The organism is Streptomyces gottesmaniae (genome assembly GCF_031845845.1).
In the GTDB taxonomy this organism is placed as follows: Bacteria; Actinomycetota; Actinomycetes; order Streptomycetales; family Streptomycetaceae; genus Streptomyces; species Streptomyces akebiae.
In genome coordinates, this window is the sequence record NZ_JAVRFJ010000031.1 from 100,739 (window position 1) to 122,072 (window position 21,334).

The 21,334-nt window shown below is 69.9% G+C and carries 14 protein-coding genes; 4 read left to right on the top strand and 10 right to left on the bottom strand.

Going from position 1 to position 21,334, the window contains the following annotated elements:
* Nucleotides 1–50 precede the first annotated feature (50 nt).
* A complete protein-coding gene (locus RM704_RS30360) occupies nt 51–5,024 on the bottom strand; it encodes an NAD-glutamate dehydrogenase (protein WP_033524943.1) in 4,974 nt (1,657 codons plus the stop codon).
* A 594-nt stretch (nt 5,025–5,618) separates the two neighbouring features.
* Between RM704_RS30360 and RM704_RS30365 the strand changes: the two genes are divergently transcribed.
* Nucleotides 5,619–6,185, top strand: coding sequence for a DJ-1/PfpI family protein (locus tag RM704_RS30365; RefSeq protein WP_033524942.1), 567 nt, complete (start codon nt 5,619–5,621; stop codon nt 6,183–6,185).
* 54 nt (nt 6,186–6,239) lie between these two features.
* Here the strand turns inward: RM704_RS30365 and RM704_RS30370 are convergent, their stop codons facing one another.
* Complete coding sequence (locus RM704_RS30370; RefSeq protein ID WP_033524941.1) at nt 6,240–6,908, bottom strand: HAD family hydrolase; 669 nt, start codon at nt 6,906–6,908, stop codon at nt 6,240–6,242.
* 103 nt (nt 6,909–7,011) lie between these two features.
* The gene (locus tag RM704_RS30375; protein ID WP_033524940.1) at nt 7,012–7,527 is read right to left on the bottom strand and encodes a DUF6912 family protein; all 516 of its coding nucleotides are present in this window, start codon (nt 7,525–7,527) and stop codon (nt 7,012–7,014) included.
* A 349-nt stretch (nt 7,528–7,876) separates the two neighbouring features.
* Between RM704_RS30375 and RM704_RS30380 the strand changes: the two genes are divergently transcribed.
* Nucleotides 7,877–8,410: an Rv3235 family protein gene (locus tag RM704_RS30380; protein WP_033524939.1), complete on the top strand. Its 534-nt coding sequence runs from the start codon at nt 7,877–7,879 to the stop codon at nt 8,408–8,410.
* A 138-nt stretch (nt 8,411–8,548) separates the two neighbouring features.
* Here the strand turns inward: RM704_RS30380 and secA are convergent, their stop codons facing one another.
* The gene (gene secA, locus RM704_RS30385; protein ID WP_033524938.1) at nt 8,549–11,395 is read right to left on the bottom strand and encodes a preprotein translocase subunit SecA; all 2,847 of its coding nucleotides are present in this window, start codon (nt 11,393–11,395) and stop codon (nt 8,549–8,551) included.
* Nucleotides 11,396–11,698: 303 nt separating this feature from the next.
* Between secA and RM704_RS30390 the strand changes: the two genes are divergently transcribed.
* Together RM704_RS30390 and RM704_RS30395 are read left to right on the top strand one after the other, a co-directional pair.
* On the top strand, nt 11,699–12,268 hold the full coding sequence (locus RM704_RS30390) for a GNAT family N-acetyltransferase (RefSeq protein ID WP_033525032.1): 570 nt from the start codon (nt 11,699–11,701) through the stop codon (nt 12,266–12,268).
* 89 nt (nt 12,269–12,357) lie between these two features.
* On the top strand, nt 12,358–13,548 hold the full coding sequence (locus RM704_RS30395; protein ID WP_033524937.1) for a winged helix-turn-helix domain-containing protein: 1,191 nt from the start codon (nt 12,358–12,360) through the stop codon (nt 13,546–13,548).
* On the opposite strand, the gene RM704_RS30400 is transcribed toward RM704_RS30395, so the two are convergent.
* The 6 genes from RM704_RS30400 to mtrA form a co-directional block, all read right to left on the bottom strand.
* A complete protein-coding gene (locus tag RM704_RS30400) occupies nt 13,545–14,294 on the bottom strand; it encodes a response regulator (RefSeq protein WP_033524936.1) in 750 nt (249 codons plus the stop codon). The two genes, RM704_RS30395 and RM704_RS30400, sit on opposite strands and share 4 nt — an antisense overlap.
* A gap of 205 nt (nt 14,295–14,499) precedes the next feature.
* Nucleotides 14,500–15,192, bottom strand: a complete 693-nt coding sequence (gene hpf / locus RM704_RS30405) for a ribosome hibernation-promoting factor, HPF/YfiA family (RefSeq protein ID WP_398683335.1) — start codon at nt 15,190–15,192, stop codon at nt 14,500–14,502.
* A 315-nt stretch (nt 15,193–15,507) separates the two neighbouring features.
* Complete coding sequence (locus tag RM704_RS30410) at nt 15,508–16,314, bottom strand: ComF family protein (RefSeq protein WP_033524934.1); 807 nt, start codon at nt 16,312–16,314, stop codon at nt 15,508–15,510.
* Nucleotides 16,315–16,729: 415 nt separating this feature from the next.
* Entirely contained in the window at nt 16,730–18,556 is a 1,827-nt protein-coding gene (locus tag RM704_RS30415; protein ID WP_033524933.1) for an LpqB family beta-propeller domain-containing protein, read from the bottom strand.
* The gene (gene mtrB / locus RM704_RS30420; RefSeq protein WP_033524932.1) at nt 18,546–20,639 is read right to left on the bottom strand and encodes an MtrAB system histidine kinase MtrB; all 2,094 of its coding nucleotides are present in this window, start codon (nt 20,637–20,639) and stop codon (nt 18,546–18,548) included. The genes RM704_RS30415 and mtrB overlap by 11 nt, the downstream gene beginning before the upstream one ends.
* A 1-nt stretch (nt 20,640) precedes the next feature.
* Nucleotides 20,641–21,330, bottom strand: a complete 690-nt coding sequence (gene mtrA, locus RM704_RS30425; RefSeq protein ID WP_189823911.1) for a two-component system response regulator MtrA — start codon at nt 21,328–21,330, stop codon at nt 20,641–20,643.
* Nucleotides 21,331–21,334 lie beyond the last annotated feature (4 nt).

The window sequence follows — 21,334 nt, forward strand, 5'->3', positions numbered from 1 at the left end:
CACGCGGAAGGGGGCGCCCCAGCGGCTGGGGCGCCCCCTTCGCCGTACCCCTAGGAGTGCGAGCGCAGCAGGGTCCGCATCGTCCGCATCGCCACCGACAGGTTGGCGAGGTCGAACGCGTCGGAGCCCTGGATCTCCTCCAGGGTCGTGCGCGCCCGGCCCAGCAGCGCCGCGTTCTTCTGCTCCCACAGCTTGAAACGCTGCTCCGGCGTGGAGGAGCCGTTGCCCGCCGAGAGGACCTCGGCGGTGAGGGAGGCGTGGGCCGCGTAGAGGTCCTCGCGGATCGCCGCGCGAGCCATGGACTGCCAGCGGTCGGCGCGCGGCAGCTCGATGATGCGGTCCATGAGCTGGGCGATACGCAGCCGGTCGGCGAGGTCGTAGTACACCTCGGCGACCTCCATCGGCGTCCGGCCGACCCGGTCGGCGACGGCGACGATGTCGAGCGTGGGGAACGCCGACGAGAAGCCCGCGACCCGCGTGGCCAGCTCCTCGGGGACCCCGGCGCCCGTCAGCTCGTCGTAGATCTTCTGGTACCACTCCAGGTCCGCGCCGCGCAGCAGCTTGGGCAGCTCACCCCAGACCAGCTGCACACCCTCCTTGAAGAAGGCGATGGTCCCGCTGAGCTCCAGCGGCTGCGGCCGGTTGTTGAGCAGCCAGCGCGTGCCGCGCTCGACCAGGCGGCGGGAGTGCAGCCGGATCCGGGTCTGGACGGCCGCGTCGACCTTGTTGTCCAGGCCCTCGACCGCGTCCCACACCGCACCCGAACCGAAGATCGCACGGGAGGCGGTCTGCGCCCGGACGATCTCCTCCAGCGAGGCCCCGGTCTCCTCGCGCAGCCGGTGCAGGAAGCTCGTACCGCCCGTGTTGACCGTGTCGTTGACCAGCAGCGTCGTGACGATCTCCCGGCTCAGCGGGTGGCTTTCGACGTGCTCGGGGAACCGTTCGTGCAGCGCGGTCGGGAAGTACGCGTGCAGCAGCTTGCGCAGATACGGGTCGTCCGGCAGCGAGGTGTGCAGCAGCTCCTCGGCAACCGTGATCTTCGTGTAGGCGAGGAGGACGGCCGTCTCGGGGCCGGTGAGGCCGTGCCCGGTGTTGAGGCGCTCGCGGATCTGCCGGTCGGTGGGCAGGAATTCGAGCGCCCGGTCGAGGTGGCCCTCCCGGACCAGGTGGCGCATGAAGCGCTGCTGGGCGTGGAGCATGTCCGAGGACTGGGCGAGGGCGTTGGCGATCGCCGTGTTCTGCGCGTAGTTGTTGCGCAGGACGAGCCGGCCGACCTCGTCGGTCATCTCGGCGAGCAGCTTGTTGCGCTGCTTGACGGTCATGTCGCCGTCGGTGACCAGGCCGTTGAGCAGGATCTTGATGTTCACCTCGTGGTCGGAGGTGTCCACGCCCGCGCTGTTGTCGATGGCGTCGGTGTTGACCCGCCCGCCCTTCTGCGCGAACTCGATTCGGCCCAGCTGGGTCAGGCCGAGGTTGCCGCCCTCGCCGACGACCTGGACGCGCAGATCGGCGCCGTCGACCCGGATCGCGTCGTTGGCCTTGTCGCCGACATCGGCGTGCGACTCGGTCGACGCCTTCACGTAGGTGCCGATGCCGCCGTTCCACAGCAGGTCGACCGGGGCCTTCAGGATGGCCTTCATCAGGTCGGCCGGCGTCATCTTGGAGATCTTCTCCTCGATGCCGAGGGCGTCCCGGATGTGGCCGTTGATCGGGATCGCCTTGGCGGTGCGCGGGAAGACGCCGCCGCCGGTGGAGATCAGATCGGTGTCGTAGTCGGCCCAGCTGGAGCGGGGCAGCTCGAAGACGCGGCGGCGCTCGGCGAACGAGGTGGCCGCGTCGGGGCTGGGGTCGATGAAGATGTGCCGGTGGTCGAAGGCGGCGACGAGCCGGATGTGCTCGCTGAGCAGCATGCCGTTGCCGAACACGTCACCGGACATGTCACCGATGCCGACGACCGTGAAGTCCTCGGCCTGCGTGTTCACCCCCAGCTCCCGGAAGTGCCGCTTGACCGACTCCCAGGCGCCGCGCGCGGTGATGCCCATGCCCTTGTGGTCGTAGCCGGCCGAGCCGCCGGAGGCGAAGGCGTCCCCGAGCCAGAAGTTGTAGCTCTCGGCGACCTCGTTGGCGATGTCGGAGAAGGTCGCGGTGCCCTTGTCGGCGGCGACGACGAGATAGGTGTCGTCCTCGTCGTGCCGTACGACGTCCGCCGGCGGTACGACCTCGCCCGCGACCATGTTGTCGGTGATGTCGAGCAGCGCGGAGATGAAGGTCTTGTAGCTGCGGATGCCCTCGGCCAGCCAGGCGTCCCGGTCCACCGACGGGTCGGGCAGCTGCTTGGCGACGAAGCCGCCCTTGGCGCCGACGGGCACGATGACGGTGTTCTTGACCATCTGCGCCTTGACCAGGCCCAGGATCTCGGTGCGGAAGTCCTCGCGCCGGTCGGACCAGCGCAGCCCGCCTCGGGCGACCTTCCCGAACCGCAGGTGCACGCCCTCGACGCGCGGCGAGTACACCCAGATCTCGAACGCCGGCCGCGGCGCCGGCAGGTCGGGGATGGCCTGGGGGTCGAACTTCATGGAGACGTAGTCGTGCGGCTTGCCGCCGGCCGCCTCCTGGAAGAAGTTCGTGCGCAGCGTCGCCTTGATGACGGTGAGGAAGGACCGCAGGATCCGGTCCTCGTCGAGGCTGGCGACCTGGTCGAGCGCGGCGTCGACCTCTTCGAGGAGCGCGTCGACGATCTCCCGCCCGGCGCGCTGCCGGTCCGGAGACATCCGCGCCTCGAACAGCGACACGAGCAACCGCGTGGTGTGGACGTTGTTGCGGAGGGTGTCCTCCATGTAGTCCTGGCTGAAGGTGGACCCGGCCTGCCGCAGGTACTTGGCGTACGCGCGCAGCACCATGGCCTGCCGCCAGGTGAGCCCGGCACTCAGCACGAGCGCGTTGAACCCGTCGTTCTCGGCCTGCCCGGTCCAGGTGGCGGCGAAGGCCTCCTGCACCCGCTCCCGGGCGTCGTCCCCGGCGTAGTCCACGCTCCCGGCCTGCGCCCTCGGCATGCGCAGCCCGAAGTCGTAGATCCACGCGGTCGTCCGGTCCGCGCAGCGCAGCTCGTACGGCCGTTCGTCGATGACCTCGACGCCGATGCGGTTGAGGACGGGGAGCACCGCGGAGAGCGAGACCGAGCCGCCCTTGCGGTAGATCTTGAAGCGGCGCTCGTCGGGCGCGGCGCCCACCGGCTCGTACAGGCTGAGCTCGAAGTCCTCGTCCTGTTCGAGGGCTTCGAGGCGGCAGAGGTCCGCGACGGCGGCGCGGGGGTTGTGGTCGGCCTTGTACCCCTCGGGAACGGCGTTGCCGTACTTGCGCAGCATCTCGGCGGCGCGCTCCTCGCCGACCTCGGCGTTGAGCGCCTCTGCGAACCCGTCGGACCAGGACCGGGCGGCCTCGACGAGCTTGGCCTCCAGGCGGTCCTTGTCGGCGTCGCTGAGGTGCGGCAGTTCGGTGCCCGGCTGGACGCGGACCACGAAGTGCAGCCGGGAGAGGATCGACTCGGTGTTCCAGGCGGTGAAGTCGACGCTGATACCGCCCAGTTCCTCCTTCAGGATGTCGATGATCCTGAGGCGTACGCCGGTGGTGTAGCGGTCGCGCGGGAGGTAGACGAGGGCGGAGTAGTAGCGCCCGTACTCGTCCTGGCGCAGGTAGAGCCGCAGCCGTCGGCGCTCCTGGAGGTAGAGCACGGAGGTGACGATGGACCGCAGTTCGTCGGCCGGGGTCTGGAACAGCTCGTCGCGCGGGTAGGTCTCCAGGATCTGGAGCAGGTCGCGGCCGTCGTGGCTGTTGGGCGAGAACCCGGCGCCGACGAGCACCTCGTCGACCTTGCGGCGGATGACGGGCACCCGGCGCACGGACTCGGTGTAGGCGGCGGAGGAGAACAGTCCGAGGAAGCGCCGCTCCCCGATCACGTTCCCCTTGGCGTCGAACTTCTTCACGCCCACGTAGTCGAGGTAGGACGGCCGGTGGACGGTGGCGCGGCTGTTGGCCTTCGTCAGGACGAGGATCTTGTGCTCACGGGCCTTGGCGCGTGCGTCGGCGGGCAGCCGTTCGAAGGAGGAGCTGACGGGGTGGTCGTCGGGCCCGGCGTGGTGCGGATCGGAGCGCAGGATGCCGAGCCCGGTACCGGCGACGGCGGCGAGGGAGTCGTCCTCGCGCAGCTCGTACTCCCGGTAGCCGAGGAAGGTGAAGTGGTCGTCGGCCAGCCAGCGCAGCAGCTCGCGGGCCTCTTCCACATCCTGTTCGCGCAGGTCGTCGGCGGTGTGCTCGGCGGGCAGCCCGTCGGCGATCCGGACCGCCGCGTCCCGCATCTTCTCCCAGTCCTCGACGGCCTCGCGGACGTCGGACAGGACGCGCAGCAGATCGTTGGTGATCTGCTTGAGGTCCGCCCGGTCCGTCTCGCGGTCGATCTCGACGTGGATCCAGGACTCGATGTGCGCGTCGTGCGGCAGCGTCTCCCCGGCGGCCACGGCGGCGGACGCCGCGGCGACGGCGGCGGGGTCGATGATCAGCTCGACGAGCTTGCCGGTGACGTCCCGCCGGACGACGACCTGGGGGTGGATGACGACATGGATCCCGCGTCCCTGCCGTGACAGCTCGTTGGTCACGGAGTCCACGAGGAAGGGCATGTCGTCGGTGACGACCTCGACGACGGAGTGGCTGGACGTCCAGCCGTTCTCCTCGACGGTCGGGGTGTGGACCCGCACGTTGGCCGTGCCCTGGGGGCGGTTCTCGGCCAGTCGGTAGTGGGAGTGGGCGGCTCCGAAGACGTCGACCGGGTCGCGGCCGCTCAGGTCCTCCGGGGCGGTGTGCAGGTAGTAGCGCTGGAGGAACGCGAGCACGGTCTCCCGGTCGGGGATGTCGGACGTACTCTCGCTCGTCGTCCCAGTCGGTAGATACCCCCCGACCGGGCTGTTCTCAGCTACCCGGGCGGCCCGTTCGAGCAGCTCGGCCTTGGCTTCGTCCAGCTTGGTCTGCATTGTCCTCTGGCTCCTGTCGCGCGCCGTTGCGTGACGTAGAAGGAAGTACGAACTCGTCCCCTCCGAAGCGCCACCACGACACGGGGTGTCCGGTCTGATTCGACGCTATGCCGCAGGGTGAGATGAGCGGGGGGTAATCAGCCATTCTCGGCACCCGGCAGGGGTGTGACGCTGCTCTCGGCACCGTCCGTCCCATGGGTGCGCCTGGCGTCCCGGAAGCCCTGGTGGCTCCCTCCCGCCCGCGAGGACCAGCGACCGCCGCCCGGACACGGATGTCGTCCGTGCTCACCGGGCGCAGGGCAGGGACGACGACGCCCCCGCGAACTATCGCGCTGATCACGCCACAAGGCTATCCCTCCGGACGGGGGGCACGTCATGAGCCGTATGTGTACAAAACAGGGGGTCGAACTTTGACGTTCTGCACAGTACCCGTCGCGCACTTTTGAGCTTACCTCCGCGCAACCGAGCTTATACGCGCTTTCGCCGCACTCCGCGTCAGCACACCCCCTTGGCAAACCTCCACCCCGGATGCACGTTGCCCAGGAAGCCATAGCCTGACGAAGGAAGCCCTGCGGTACCGAGGGGAGCCCCACCATGACGGCCAAGATCCTGATCGTGACCGGCGACGCGGCGGAGTCGCTGGAGGTCCTCTACCCCTACCAGCGCCTTCGCGAGGAGGGGTACGAGGTCGACATCGCCGCTCCCAGCCGCAAGACGCTCCGCTTCGTGGTCCACGACTTCGAACCGGGCTACGACACCTACACCGAGAAACCCGGCTACACCTGGCCCGCCGACCTGGCCTTCTCCGAGGTCGACCCCGGTCAGTACGTCGCCGTCGTCGTCCCCGGCGGCCGGGCCCCGGAGTACCTCCGCAACGACCCCGAGCTGCGCAAGATCCTCAAGTCGTTCTTCGACACCGACAAGCCGGTCGCCCAGATCTGCCACGGCCCGCTGCTCACCGCCGCCGTGGACGCGCTCTCGGGTCGCCGCGTCACCGCGTACCCCGCCCTCGAACTCGACATGCAGGCCGCCGGCGCCACCTTCCAGGACGCCGAGACCGTCGTCGACGGCACCCTCGTCTCCGCCCGCGCCTGGCCGGACCACTCCGGGTGGATGCGGGAGTTCCTCACCGTGCTGCGGGCGAAGGCGCCGGTGACGTAGACGGGATGTCCCGGGCGCGCCGGGCGCCCGGGGGTCGGGCGATCGGGGACGGGGCTAGGCGGCGAGCCGCTCGGCCTCGGCGACGGCCTCCTGAAGGGTGTCCACGACGGGTACGCCGACCCCCTCCAGGCTGGCGCGGCTGTGGGAACCCCCGGTGTAGAGCACGGCCTGCGCGCCGACGTGCCGGGCGGCGACCGCGTCGTCGGCGGCGTCCCCGATCACCACGGTCCGTCTCGGCTCCACCCCCACGAGCCGACGCAGATGCCGCACCATGTGCTCGGTCTTGCTGCCGCCGGAGGGCCCGGTGCGCCCGTCGACCCGTACGAAATGGGGCTCGATCCCGAACCCCCGCACCAGCGGCACCAGTTCCTCGTGCACATACATGCTGAGGATCGACTGACTGCGCCCCGCCGAAAGCCACTCGGTCAGCAGCCCCGGCACACCCTCGGTCAGCCCGCAGCCGACCCGGTGCTCCGCGTAGTACCGGTGGAAGACCACATCCATGGCCTCCCACTCCTCGTCCGTGGGCAGCCGCCCGATCAACCGCTCGTAGAACTTCGGCACCGGTACGCAGTACAGCTCCCGGTACCGCTCCAATGTGATCGGCTCGATCCCCAACTCCGCGAAGGCCGCGTTCGTCGCCCCGATGATCGCCTCGTTGTCGTGGAACAGGGTCCCGTTCCAGTCCCAGACGATATGCGCCCCGACTCCGTTCATCCCCATACCGAGAAAGTACCCCTCACCACCGACAACGCAGTCCTGCCCAGCCCCGGCAACGGGCACCGCGCACCCATCCCGCCCAGAAGCTCACCGCACCCCGGACAGCTCAGCCCCCCAACCCCACCAGGTTCGGAATCTCCTGAGTCGCGTACCAGAGCAGCTCATGGTCATCGGCCCCGTCCACGATGAACTGCGCGTCGTCGTCCCCCTGGTCCGCCGCCCCCAACGCGTCCGCGGCCTCCCCGATCTCCCCCTCGGCCTCCACCGAGTCGACATGCACGGCCGCGGCCTTGCTCAGCGACACGGGCCCGGCCACCCGCACCTCCCCCAGCGCCACCGGATCGAGCCCCCGGTCAGGGTCGGCCACCGCGTCCCGGTCGGCCACATCCACGGCGACCACGACCCGCCGCCGAGCCGCCCCCGGATCCACGGCCACCAGCCGCAACGACGCGAGCGCCGCCCGGTTCAACGCCGCGTACTCCAGTTCCTCGATGTCGTCGGACAGATACCACTCCCGCAGTGCGGGCGTGACGGCGTACGCGACGAACGCCCCTTCCCCCAGCTCACCCGTCTTGTACGCCTCGGCGAGCCCGGGAAGGGTCAGGGGGACGTAGACGCGCATGGCAGTCCGCTTTCGTAGTCGTGTTCTCGGCTCGCCTCGGAGCACCTCGGAGCAGGTCGACGGCCCTCGCGAAGCCTCCAAAGGACCTTCAGGATACGTGCGGGCGTCCCCTTTCGAGCCCCCACCCGACCCCCCGCACGCGTCCACCCCGGGCCCGCCACCTCACCCGGTACACCCTTGCCCCGCCGGGCCCGATCCCCGCCCCCGTCACCCTGATAGGTGAACATTTCGCGGCCCCCGTCGGCCCCGGACGCTCCCTTGCGAGCGCCCCCTCCGTCCTCGTACAAGATCCCCAACGCCAAGTTACCGACTGGTACCCGGCGGCCTCACCGACGAACGGGGATCCCCGATGAACAAGGTCATGACCAGGACCAAGCGCCACCCCGGCACCCGCCCGCCCGTCCGCCACGACCCCCGCCGCCCCGGCCGCACCCCCGCCCGTACGACCCCGGGAGGCGGCCGCCTCGCCACGCCCCAGCGCCCGGGTCCCACGGCACCCACGCCGCCCCCGACCCCGCCCCTCACGGGGCCCGTCCCCCAGCCCCGTCCCACCGACCGCTTCGCCGACCTCCTCCTCGCCGTACTCAGCGGCGGCCGCCCGGTCCACAGCATGCTGCGCCACACGGCGGGAAGGGCCTACGACGAACTGGCCTGGCTCGCCGAACGCGGCCCCCTGCGCAGCCCTCACGGCACCCGCCCGGTCGTCCGGGACATCGGCTACTACGTGGCGGGCCAGGGCGCCCTGGAGGTCTTCGCCCGCATCGGCGCGGGCGAGCGCATCCTCGCCATGGCCTTCCGCCTGGAACACGGCCCCGACCACCGCTGGCGCTGCACAGCGGTGGAACTCGGCGGCCCGAGGCTCCCCCACCCGGACGACGACTGAGCCACGGCCCACGCCGAGACACACGAAGGGCCAGGCACCCGAAGATGCCCGGCCCTTCACAGCCTCACGGCCTGCTGCTCACTTCGCGCCCCACACGGAACGCCCTCGCAGCGCGCTCGCCCCTCCCGGAGCGCATGCTCACTTCTTGCGGCGGCGGCTCGTCTTCCCCTGCTGCTTGCGGCGCTCCGCGCGGGTGAGGCCGTCGGCCTCGGAGCGGACCGGCTCGTCCTCGGGGAGGTCGCCCTCGACGATGCCGCCCTCGCCGTCGACGGTGGGCGCGGAGAAGTGCAGACGGTCACGCCGCTGCGGAGCCTCCAGACCCTTCGCCCGGATCTCGGGGCGCGACGCACCCGCCTGCGCCGGCACCGCGTCGCTCTTGTCCAGGGACGGCTTCGTGTCCTCGACCGGCACCTCCTCGACCTGCTGCTCGACCTGGACCTCCAGGTTGAACAGATAGCCGACGGACTCCTCCTTGATGCCCTCCATCATGGCCGTGAACATGTCGAAGCCCTCACGCTGGTACTCGACCAGCGGGTCCTTCTGGGCCATCGCGCGCAGGCCGATGCCCTCCTGGAGGTAGTCCATCTCGTAGAGGTGCTCACGCCACTTGCGGTCCAGCACGGAGAGCACGACCCGGCGCTCCAGCTCACGCATGATCTCGGAGCCGAGCTGCGCCTCGCGCGCCTGGTACTGCTCGGTGATGTCGTCCTTGATGGACTCGGCGATGAACTCGGGGGTCAGCCCGGCCCGGTCACCGGCCGCCTCCTCCAGCTCCTCGACGGTGACCTTCACCGGGTAGAGCTGCTTGAAGGCGCCCCACAACCGGTCGAGGTCCCACTCCTCTGCGAAGCCCTCGGCGGTCTCGGCGGTGATGTACGCGTCGATGGTGTCGTCCATGAAGTGCTGGATCTGCTCGTGCAGGTCCTCGCCCTCCAGGACGCGGCGGCGCTCGCCGTAGATGACCTCGCGCTGCCGGTTGAGGACCTCGTCGTACTTGAGGACGTTCTTCCGGGTCTCGAAGTTCTGCTGCTCGACCTGCGACTGGGCGGACGCGATCGCCTTGGTGACCATCCGGTTCTCGATCGGCACGTCGTCCGGGACGTTCGCCATGGACATCACCCGCTCGACCATCTGGGCCTTGAAGAGCCTCATCAGGTCGTCGCCCAGCGAGAGGTAGAAGCGGGACTCGCCCGGGTCGCCCTGACGGCCGGAACGACCGCGCAGCTGGTTGTCGATACGGCGGGACTCGTGCCGCTCGGTGCCGAGGACGTAGAGCCCGCCGAGCTCCTTGACCTCCTCGAACTCCGCCTTCACGGCCTCCTCGGCCTTCGCGAGCGCCTCGGGCAGGGCCTGCGCCCACTCCTCGATGTGCTCCTCGGGGTCGAGGCCGCGCTGCCGCAGCTCCGCCTCGGCGAGGTCCTCGGGGTTGCCCCCGAGCTTGATGTCCGTACCACGACCGGCCATGTTCGTCGCGACGGTCACGGCGCCCTTGCGGCCGGCCTGGGCGACGATCGTCGCCTCCCGGTCGTGCTGCTTGGCGTTGAGCACCTCGTGCTGCACACCGCGCTTGCTGAGCTGCTGCGACAGGTACTCGGACTTCTCGACCGACGTCGTACCGACGAGGATCGGCTGGCCCTTCTCGTGCTTCTCGACGATGTCGTCGACGACCGCCTCGAACTTCGCGACCTCGGTGCGGTAGATCAGGTCGGACTGGTCCTTGCGGACCATCGGCCGGTTGGTCGGGATCGGCACCACGCCGAGCTTGTAGATCTGGTGGAACTCGGCGGCCTCGGTCATCGCCGTACCCGTCATGCCGCAGAGGCCGGGCTGTTCCTTGCCGTTGTGGTCGTGGCGCTTGTAGAGGCGGAAGAAGTTCTGCAGGGTGATCGTGGCGAGCGTCTGGTTCTCGTCCTTGATGTCCACCCCTTCCTTCGCCTCGATCGCCTGGTGCATGCCCTCGTTGTAGCGGCGGCCGGCGAGGATACGGCCGGTGTGCTCGTCGACGATCATGACTTCGCCGTCCATGACGACGTAGTCCTTGTCCTTCTTGAAGAGCTCCTTGGCCTTGATGGCGTTGTTCAGGTAGCCCACCAGCGGGGTGTTCACCGACTCGTAGAGGTTGTCGATGCCCAGCCAGTCCTCGACCTTGGCGACACCGGACTCGTGGATGGCGACGGTGCGCTTCTTCTCGTCGACCTCGTAGTCGCCGGTCTCCTCGATGCCCTTGAGGGGGTTGCCGGGCTCGCCTCTCTTCAGGCGCGTGACCAGCTTGGCGAAGTCGCCGTACCACTTGGTGGCCTGGTCGGCCGGGCCGGAGATGATCAGCGGCGTACGGGCCTCGTCGACCAGGATGGAGTCGACCTCGTCGACGATCGCGAAGTTGTGGCCGCGCTGGACGAGCTCGTCCTTGGACCACGCCATGTTGTCGCGGAGGTAGTCGAAGCCGAACTCGTTGTTCGTGCCGTAGGTGATGTCGCAGTTGTACTGCTCGCGGCGCTGGGCCGGCGTCATGTTGGCGAGGATGCAGCCGACGCTCAGACCCAGGAACTTGTGGACGCGGCCCATCATCTCGGAGTCGCGCTCGGCCAGGTAGTCGTTGACCGTGATCAGGTGCACGCCCTTGCCCGCCAGCGCGTTCAGATACGCGGGCAGCGTGCCGACGAGGGTCTTGCCCTCACCGGTCTTCATCTCGGCGACATAGCCGAGGTGGAGGGCGGCGCCGCCCATGATCTGCACGTCGTAGTGGCGCTGGCCGAGAGCGCGCTTGGCGCCCTCGCGGACGGTGGCGAACGCCTCGGGGAGCAGGTCGTCGAGGGTCTCACCGTCGGCGTACCGCTGCTTGTACTCCTCGGTGAGGGCTCGCAGCTCGGCGTCGGAGAGGTCGACGAAGTCCTCTTCGATGGAGTTGACCTGGTCCGCGATGCGGTGCAGCTTGCGCAGGATTTTGCCTTCGCCTGCACGCATGATCTTCGAGAGGACGGACACGGGGGTTTGTCTCCTTGCCGGTCGGGCCTGGGACGGTCGGTTTCAATGACAGTTGGCAGTTTTCAATCACAGCTTGAGCAACGGCCATCGTAAGCGAGGACCCCGCCGTGCCGGGAGGTCTGGCAGTGACAGCTACCAGGACAACGGGCGGGCGCTGCGGATGGTGCCGCCTTCCACCCCCGAAATGCGCGAATTGTGACCGTCCTTTCAGCGCCCCGTGGCGCCCGCCTGCCCCGCTGCCGCAGCGGCAGCCGCAATGGAAATGGCATGGCGCCCTTCCGTTCCGCCGAGCAGAATCGCCCGATGGACCCTGTCACCCTGACCACCGAGCGCCTGCTGCTGCGCACCGTGGACCGGCGCGACACCGACACCGTGTACGCGGCCGCGCAGGACCCGGACATCCAGCGCTGGACCACGATCCCCTCCCCCTACCTGCGTGAGCACGCGGAGAGTTTCGTCGAACGCGCTGTTCCCGAGGGCTGGGCCACCGGCACGATGTTCACCTTCGGCCTCTTCCTGGCCTCGGGCGAACTGGCGGGGATGCTCGGCATCACGATGCGCTCCCTGGGCACCGCCGAGATCGGCTTCTGGGCCGCCAAGGAGCACCGGCGCCACGGTTACATCGCGGAGGCCATCCACGCCGTCGCCCACTGGTCCTTCACGACCCTCGCCCTCGACCGCCTCGAATGGCGTGCCGAAGTGGGCAACACCGCCTCCCGCTCGGTCGCCGAACGCACCGGCTTCACCCTCGAAGGCACCCTCCGCTCCGCGCTCGACAACAACGGAGTCCGTCGCGACTGCTGGATCGCCTCCCTGCTCCCCTCAGACCTGGGCCTCCCGTCCACGGCGCCCTACCTACCGGCCCGCCCCTGACGGACCCACCTGCGGGCAGTCGTGCCGCCGGGGCGGCCGTTCCCGCAGCTCAGCGCCACCTGTCAGTCCCCTCCCCTACCCTGCGGAGCATGACCTCCCTCCCGCGCCCCACCACAGAACTCACCGCAGACGAGGCCCGCCGCATCGCCCTACGGGCACAGGGCTTCCTCGGCGCCCCGGACCGCAGATCCGGAGTCCGCGGCGTCCTGCGACACCTGGGCGCGGTCCAACTCGACACCATCTCGGTCCTGGCCCGCTCCCACGAGCTCGTGCCGTACGCCCGCCTGGGCGCGGTCGGCCGCGCCACGGTCGACAGGGCCTACTGGTCGACGTCCTCCCCCGGCACCTCTCCGGCACGCCCCCACGCCTTCGAGTACTGGTCCCACGCCGCCTGCATCCTCCCCATCGAGGAATGGCCCCACTTCGCCTTCCGCCGCCGCGCCTACCGGGCCCGCCCCCACTGGGGCCACCAACTCCCGGACGGCGCCTACGACCGCGTCGTCAAACAGCTCCGCGCCGAGGGCCCCCTGACCGCCACGGAACTGGGCGGAGCCAAGCTCACCAGCGAGTGGTGGGACTGGTCCGGCGAGAAGGTCGCCGTCGAACGCGCCCTGATGTACGGCGAGGTGGTCTGCGTGGAACGCCGCGGCTGGAAGCGGGTGTACGACCTCGCCGAGCGCGCGATCCCGGCGGACCTCCTCCACGACGAGTTGGACGACACCGAGTGCGTACGCCGCCTGGTCCGTCTGGCCGGCGAGGCCCTCGGGGTCGGCACCCGGGCGGACATCGCCGACTACCACCGCCTCAAGGGCGAGCAGTTCGACGCGGTCGTCGCCGACTCAGGTCTGGTCCCGGTGACGGTGGAGGGCTGGGCCAAGCCCGCCTGGGCCGACCCGGCGGCCCTGGCCACGCCCCCGCGCGGCCGCCACCGCACCACGCTCCTGTCCCCGTTCGACTCACTCGTCTGGGAACGGGCCCGCACGGAACGCATCTTCGGCTTCACCCACCGCCTGGAGGCCTACGTCCCCAAACAGAAGCGCGTCCACGGCTACTTCGCGATGCCGGTCCTGTCGGGCGGCCGTCTGGTGGGCCGCGTCGACCCCGCCCGCGACGGCCGCACCCTGGTCGCCAAACAGGTCACCCTCGACGGCCCCAAGGCGATCCCGGCAGTCGCCCGGGCCCTCCTGGAGGCCGCGACCTGGGTCGACTGCACCGACGTACGGGTGGAACGAGTGGACGCCCCGGAACTACGCGAGCCCCTGCAGCGAGCGCTCGCCTAGCGGATCTCCAGGATCTTCTCCCGCATCGCGTACACCACGGCCTCCATCCTGGAGTGCAGCTGCAGCTTCTCCAGGATGTTGCGCACATGGTTCTTCACGGTGTTCTCGGAGATGAACAATTCCTTGGCGATATCCCGGTTGTTCATCCCGGTCGCCACGAGCTTGAGCACTTCCAGTTCCCGGTCGGTCAGCCGGGGCGCCGGCACAAGTCGCCGCTCGTCGGTCCGCTGGATCATGGACTTGAACTCGGTGAGCAGCTTCGACGCCATCGAGGGGCTGATCTGCGACTGCCCGTCGGCCACCGCGCGAATGGCCGTGGCCACCTCGTCCGTGGAGATCTCCTTGAGGAGATAACCGGTGGCCCCCGCTTTGATCGCGTCGTAGAGGTCGGCTTCCTCGTCGCTGATCGTCAGCATGATGATCTTCGCGCTGGGGGCCACCTCCTTGATGGAGGTGCACGCCTCGATACCGCCGCGCTTGGGCATCCGCACGTCCATCAGCACGATGTCGGGCAGCAGATCCGCGGCCTTGTCGACCGCCTCCGCCCCGTCACCGGCCTCGCCGACGACCTGGATGTCCTCCTCGGCGGCGAGCACGATCTCCAGACCGCGGCGGAAAAGCGCGTGGTCGTCCACCACGAGAACGCGGATCGGTTCCTTGCGCGGGGAGCCCGCGGCGGATCCCATGCCGACGGAGCCTTCGTCGGCACCCTCGTCACGCATCGGTCCAAAGCTGCTGTCCGCCATCGTTCCTCCCCCTGAAGGCCGTGGCCTGTGTTTCTGTGCCATCGCCAATCCAAGGCAACGGCCCGCCGGTTGGGGCCGGTTCGGCCATGATTTCATGCCCGGCCGACACTGCGGTGACAGAGCGGGCCACGAGGGGTCGCACACCGGTGCCCCTGGGGGCGCACAAGCGCTCCAGGGGCACCGGCTCAGCTGTCACCCGGCGCGGTCAGCCGCCGAGCGCGCCGCCCGCGGCGTCCGCATGCGCCTGGGCGACCATCGGGTCCGTGCTGAGGTGGATGACGCCGTAGTCGTAGGCGTGCCGCCGGTAGACGACACTCGGTTCCTTGGTCTCGGAGTCGACGAAGAGGTAGAAGTCGTGCCCGACCAGCTCCATCTCGTAGAGAGCCTGGTCGAGGGTCATCGGGGAAGCGACATGGGTCTTCTCGCGGACGATGAGGGGGCCTTCGCCCTTCACCTCCAGCGAGCCGATCTTCTTGGTGGGCACACCGTCCGACTGCTCCTCGTCGGCGACGTACCCGTTGCCGTTGAGGGTGGCCACGCCGGGGACGTGGTCGGCCACCTCCGCGGCCGTGAGCCTGCGCGCGCCTCGGCGCGTGTAACGCTTGTCGTGCTGCTTGCGCAGCCGGGCTTCGAGCTTGTCCGCCGCCAGGTCGAGCGCCGCATACGGATCGCTGGCCGCTGCCTCCGCCCGGATCACCGGTCCGCGGGAGTGGAGCGTGATCTCCACCCGGTCACTGCGGTCGGCCTGTCGGGGGTTGGGCTCCTTGGACACCTCGACGTCGAGGCTGATCACCTTGCCGTCGAGCTTCTGGATCTTCTCCAGCTTCAGCTTCTCGGCCACGTGCTTGCGGAACCGCTCGGGCACCTCGGTCTTGCGGCCCTTGACGACGATGTCCACGCAGAACTCCGTTCCCGGATCGCTCCGCTCCACTGGCGGAGCATCTCCCTTGTGCACCAGGTTCCGGTGACTCCCGGAACCGCGGACTCGGTGACTTCCACCTCCTCCTCCCCCGTGGGCAAGATCTCCACCCCACCGGCGCGGGGTGATTCAGAAAACCCGCAGCGCAGCATTCGGATATGTGGTGAACGGCCGGGGCCATTCCCTCACAACCGAACATATCTCGCTCGGACGGATGTCGTCACCCTCTACCGACACGTACCTCCGTTCAGGTGAATTGACCCTGTCATTACCTGCAACGATGCAAGTCAGCGGTCAGTTCCGGTTTATTTGGAAAGAGTCGGGAGGCGCGGCGACCACCGCCGCCCGGATCCCGTCCCCGACACTGTCGGTGCCGTTCGAGCTCGTCCTTCCGGTCACCCCTCGTGTTCGCTCAGCCTCCTTTGTCCCAGGTCCCGCTCCGCGCTCTCCCGACACCGCTGCCGCCCGCCCGTCCCTCGCCGCCCGCACCGCCCGGGCCGCCTCCGCGAGCGAGGCACCGGTCGTCATCAGGTCGTCCACGAGCACGACCGCACCATCGCCCAGCAGCCGGACGCCCCCTGCGGGCACCTCCAGAGCGCCGGCGAGGTTGTCCAGCCGCTGCCGGGAGTCCAGCCCCGACTGGTCGGCCACGGCACGCCGCTGCCGCAGCACCCCGGCCACCCGAGCCGGTGTCCCGGTGCGCCGCAGCACCCCGGCCGCCGCGAGCGCGATCCGCCGCGCCGGGTCGTGCCCCCGCGCCCGCACCGCCCGCCGCGCCGACGGCACCGGAACCAGCAGCACCGGCCCCTCGGCGCCGCCCGCCCGTACGGCCCCCGCCAAGGCCGAGCCGAGCGGTCCGGCGAGCGCCAGCGCACCCCGTTCCTTGTGCGCGATCAACGCCGCCCGCACCGCGTCCTCGTACGGCGCCGCAGCGTGCACCACAGGCAGCCCGGACGGCTCCGGCTCCGGTCGCACCCGACACGGCCCGGCCCCGGTCAGAGCCGCACGGCACCCAGGACAGAGCACCGCGCGAGGCCTCCCGCAGCCGCCGCACTCGGCCGGCAGCACCAGGTCCGTGAGGTCCTGCCACCACCCCCGCATGCCCACCACTGTGCCAACGCATGCGGCCCCCTGCCACCCCTGTGGACAACCACCTGTGGACAACTCACCGCGACAACAGAGGGGTTGTCACCCACACGAATGACGGGTGCCCGAAGAAGACCGAACGCCACCACAGAATGACCGGAAGCCCAAAAAAATCCGGCCGCAGCCAACCCGCCTACGAGAGAACCGGCCCTGACACGGACCGATCGATCACGCCTCCGCAGGACACGGAAACACGAGCGGACATCCCGGAGACCCCGGCCGCCCGCGGGGACCCTCGGCGACCTGGCCACCTCAGCGACCCGGCGAACTCGGCGCCCCGTCACCATCGCTAGCCGGAGCCCCGACCCGCCCAGCACCACGCGCGCCCTGAGCCCCATCAGCCACACCGCACGCACCGCGGCCCGGGGCGTCATCCCGGATAGACCGGCGCCGACCCTTCCTTGACCACCGTCTGCCACTGCTGCCCCGGCGACAGCCGCACGATCCCGTCGGCCGAGTGCGCCACCAGCGGCTGGCTCTCGTCCTCGGACGCGGCGATCTCCTCCACGCCCGTGAGCGCGGAAGGCCCGGAGCCCGGTATCGGGGAGCCGTCCACCCGGACGTACCGCATCTGCTGCACGCCACCGGGTTCGCGCCCCACGACCACGAGTTGGCTGTCCCCGGCCCACGACATGGCGGTGACGTCCTCCAGGTCCGGCGTCACGGACCGCAGTTCGACGATCGAGACGGTGGTGCTCTCCGCGTCGGCGTCCCGTTCGATGCGCCCGATGTACAGCGCCCGCTTGCCCTTGCTCTCCAGGATCAGCGCGACCCGCACACCGTCGGCGGCCACCCGCACCGCCTCGATACGCCCGTCGAGGTTGGGCGTCCGGACCTCCAGCGGCTCACCCATGCCGTCCGCCAGGACCAGCAGCCGCGGCTTCTCGGGATCGCGGTCGGCCACCCACAGGTCGCCCCGCCCGTCCCAACTGGGCGTCGTCAGCCGGTCCTTCGCGGTGGCGCCGGCACTGCGCAGCGCCGGGTCGCCGAGCGTGCCCCCCGCCGTCAGCGGTGTCACGTACAACTCGCTCCCGTCGGCCGACACACCGGCCGCCCGGTCCTCACCACGCGACACGGCGGCGGACCTCAGCTGCTTCTCCCCCTCCCCGAGCGCCCCGGGGACGGGCGACGGTGTCGTCACCGGATCCCGCTCGGACAGCCGTACGAGCTTGCGGTCGCCGTCGATGAGGTACTCGTACCCCGCACTCCTGTCGAGGCCGTGCGAGGCGACCACGCCGGCCTCGTTCTCGCCGAGCAGACACAACTGGGCCCCGGTCGACCCCTGCAGCTCCACCTCGTTCACACCCGTGGGCATGTAGTCCTGGAGCGTGAAGAGGAGTTGGGCCGCCATCTCCCTGCATCTGCTGTTCGAGACGCGGTCGGCCTTCTTGTTCAGCGGCACGACCAGCCTGTTCTGGTCGTCGGGTGTCAGCGCCTTCGTGCCCTTCAGCAGGGCCGTACCGGACGGGAAACTCGTCCTCGCGACCGGGTTGAGCCAGCTGGTCGGGCCCTTCAGCAGATCCCGGACCACCTGCGTGACCGGGTCCACCTGGCTGCGCACATAGACCGGATCGGCGACCGTCCCCGGCTCACCGGACTGCGCGGCGGAGGTGAAGTAGTACTTGTTGATGGACTTGTAGTTGCGCTCGAAGTCCGACCTGCCGAGCACCACGCCCTGCGGCAGCTCGTCGATACGCCACTGCCCGGTCTCCTTCACACGCGTGAGGTGCACGGGCTTGCGGTACTGACCGCCGGTGGGCCTGTACGCGTGCTGCCCGTCGACCCGGGCGACGTTCTTCCCGGACAACTCGAACCCGTACTCGTCGGCCCCCGACCGCTCCCCCGTGACCTGCGTGTAGGCGGTGGGCGCCTCGACGAGGACCGTGGTCGACTCACCCGGATCCCAGGTCTTCAACGCATCGCCGGTGAGGTACTTGCGCGCCGTCTCGTAGTTCAGGTCGTCGCTGGTCAGGGCCTCCAGGAAGCCCCGCACGATCTCCTGCGGCTCGGCGTCCTCCGCGGGCGGCAGCGCGAAGACCCGCACCTTGGCGTCCTGCCTGGGCGTGGACTCGACATCACGCATGTCCCCGCTGTCCGGCATCGAGGCGCACCCCGCCAGCAGCACGGCACCGATGCCGACGTACGCCGTCGCCCGCATCGGACGCCCACGCCCGCGTTTCGCCCGGTCAGCGCCCACGGAATGCCTCCCCCTGCTCGTGCCGCCGCTCCGCGTCGTTCTCGCTCGGCCTCTCCTCAGCCTGTCCTGCGCGTCCCTCGCCGTCCTCGGTCCGCCGCGCGGGCACTGCCGGGGACGGGGTCGCGGACGGCGCGGAGGGCCGGGGCACCACACGCGCGCCGCTGCCCGGCAGCGCCGTCGGGTCCGCCGTGGGGGCCTGCCCGGCGCCCGGCCGGGGCCCTATGGCCGCTCTCGCGCCACCGCGCTCACCGGCCTGCACCGGCACCGTGGCGAGCTTGCCACCGCCGGACGGCAGACCGGCGTCGTCGAGTCCCCGGTTGCGCCGGGAGTCCTTCGGCTCCAGCGGTATCGGGGACCCCCGCAGGGGCTCGTCCGCCGTCCTCGGCAGCGTGAGCCGGAACTGTGAGCCGCCGCCCGGCTCCCCCCACGCCTGCAGCCAGCCCCCGTGCAACCGGGCGTCCTCCAGGGCGATCGACAGCCCCAGTCCCGTACCGCCGGTGGTACGCGCGCGTGCCGGGTCAGCCCGCCAGAAGCGGCTGAACACCCGCGTCGCCTCGCCCGGCTTGAGCCCCACTCCGTAGTCCCGCACCGCGACCGCCACCGCGCCACCGGCCGCCGCGAGCTTGACCACGACGTCCCTGCCCTCGCCGTGCTCCACGGCGTTGACCACGAGGTTGCGCAGCACCCGCTCCACCCGCCGTGCGTCGGCCTCGGCCACGACGGGCTGCTGGTCCCCCAGCACCCGTATCCGCGTCCCCTTGCGCTCGGAGAGCGGTTCGGCCCCACTGACGACCTTCCGCACGACCTCACGCAGATCTATGGGCTCGGCCTCCAGTGCCGCCGCGCCCGCGTCGAACCGGCTGATCTCCAGCAGGTCGGCCAACAGCGACTCGAACCGGTCCAGCTGATCGGCGAGCAACTCGGCCGACCGCGCGGTCACGGGGTCGAAGTCCACGCGCGCGTCATGGATGACGTCCGCCGCCATCCGTACCGTCGTCAGCGGTGTCCGCAGCTCGTGCGACACGTCGGAGACGAACCGCCGCTGCATCCGCGACAGGTCCTCCAGCTGCTGGATCTTCAGCTGAAGGTTCTGCGCCATCTTGTTGAAGGCCTCGCCGAGCCGCGCGATGTCGTCCTCGCCGCTGACCTTCATCCGTTCCTGAAGACGCCCCGCGGACAGCCGCTCGGCGATCCCCGCAGCCATCCGCACAGGCGTGACCACCTGCCGCACCACAAGCCAGGCGATGGCCCCGAGCAGCACGACGACGAACAGCCCGGCCGTCGCCAGCGTCCCCTTGACCAGGCTCAGGGACTTCTCCTCCTGGGTGAGCGGGAAGAGGTAGTACAGCTGGTACGGCTTGCTGTTGGGGTCACTGACCTGCTTGCCGATGATCAGCCCCGGCTGGGACTCCTGGCCGTTGTCGTAGTGGATCCGCGTATAGCTCTGTACGGCGCTCGTGCCCTCGTCGACCCGTTCCCGCAGCTCCACGGGCACACTGAGGTCCCATTGCACGCCTCCGGAGGCGCGCGGCCCGAGCCCGCCGGTGTCGCCGTCGGCGGAGGTGGGGCTGAGCGTCACGACGTCGAACGCGCCCTGACCGCCGCTGGAGAGCGAATTCACCAGGGTGGTCGTCCACTCGACGACGTTCTGCACCTGGTCGCCGCCCGGCTCCGTGCTGTCGTTCCCAGCGGCGCTCGCCTCACTGACCGCTTTCTGCTCGGCGACCGTGAAACCGCCGGTCGCCTGGCTCTGCGAGGCCTTGACCTTGGCGTCCAGCAGTCCGTTGCGGACCTGCCCGATGACGACGAAGCCCAGCAGCAGCACGACGCTGAGCGACATCAGCAGGGTCGTCACCACGATCCTGAGCTGGATGTTGCGCCGCCACAGCCGCATCACGGGCAGCAACGGGCGACGCACCCAGCGCATGAACAACCTCAGGACCGGGCTGCCCTGCACCCCGCCCTGCAGCATCCCGCCCTCGAGGAGACGCCCCCAGCGGGAACCCGACGACTTCCGGCCGACAGGCCGCTCCGCGCGGGTCCCCGGCTGGCCGGGCGCCGAAGCGGCACTGTCACCGGACATGTCAGCTGGGCCCTGCCTTGTATCCGACACCACGGACGGTCACCACGATCTCCGGCCGTTCCGGGTCCTTCTCGACCTTGGAACGCAGCCGCTGCACGTGCACGTTCACCAGACGGGTGTCCGCCGCATGGCGGTACCCCCAGACCTGCTCCAGCAGGACCTCCCGGGTGAACACCTGCCACGGCTTGCGTGCCAGCGCGACCAGCAGATCGAACTCCAGCGGCGTCAGCGCGATCGACTGCCCCTCACGCTTCACCGAGTGCCCGGCCACATCGATGACCAGGTCACCTATGGCGAGCTGCTCGGGCGCCGGCTCCTCCGACCTCCTCAGGCGCGCCCGGATCCGGGCCACCAGCTCCTTCGGCTTGAACGGCTTCACGATGTAGTCGTCCGCGCCCGACTCCAGACCGACCACCACATCGACGGTGTCACTCTTGGCCGTGAGCATCACGATCGGCACCCCGGACTCCGCCCTGATCAGACGGCACACCTCGATCCCGTCCCGGCCCGGCAGCATCAGATCCAGCAGCACCAGATCCGGTTTGGCCTCACGGAACGCGGCCAGCGCCTTGTCGCCGTCGGCTACGAAAGACGGCTCAAAACCTTCACCACGCAACACAATGCCGAGCATCTCGGCCAGTGCGGTGTCGTCGTCGACGACAAGGACTCGTCCCTTCATGAATGCCATCATCCCA

Excerpts from the sequence above, each read along its gene's own strand:
- RM704_RS30380 (WP_033524939.1), top strand. The coding sequence starts at position 7,877 with ATGAACAAGGTCATGACCAGGACCAAGCGCCACCCCGGCACCCGCCCG.
- RM704_RS30365 (WP_033524942.1), top strand. The coding sequence starts at position 5,619 with ATGACGGCCAAGATCCTGATCGTGACCGGCGACGCGGCGGAGTCGCTG.
- RM704_RS30390 (WP_033525032.1), top strand. The coding sequence starts at position 11,699 with ATGGACCCTGTCACCCTGACCACCGAGCGCCTGCTGCTGCGCACCGTG.
- RM704_RS30400 (WP_033524936.1), bottom strand. The coding sequence starts at position 14,294 with ATGGCGGACAGCAGCTTTGGACCGATGCGTGACGAGGGTGCCGACGAA.
- RM704_RS30375 (WP_033524940.1), bottom strand. The coding sequence starts at position 7,527 with ATGCGCGTCTACGTCCCCCTGACCCTTCCCGGGCTCGCCGAGGCGTAC.
- mtrB (WP_033524932.1), bottom strand. The coding sequence starts at position 20,639 with ATGTCCGGTGACAGTGCCGCTTCGGCGCCCGGCCAGCCGGGGACCCGC.
- RM704_RS30395 (WP_033524937.1), top strand. The coding sequence starts at position 12,358 with ATGACCTCCCTCCCGCGCCCCACCACAGAACTCACCGCAGACGAGGCC.
- RM704_RS30410 (WP_033524934.1), bottom strand. The coding sequence starts at position 16,314 with ATGCGGGGGTGGTGGCAGGACCTCACGGACCTGGTGCTGCCGGCCGAG.
- mtrA (WP_189823911.1), bottom strand. The coding sequence starts at position 21,330 with ATGATGGCATTCATGAAGGGACGAGTCCTTGTCGTCGACGACGACACC.
- RM704_RS30370 (WP_033524941.1), bottom strand. The coding sequence starts at position 6,908 with ATGGGGATGAACGGAGTCGGGGCGCATATCGTCTGGGACTGGAACGGG.
- RM704_RS30360 (WP_033524943.1), bottom strand. The coding sequence starts at position 5,024 with ATGCAGACCAAGCTGGACGAAGCCAAGGCCGAGCTGCTCGAACGGGCC.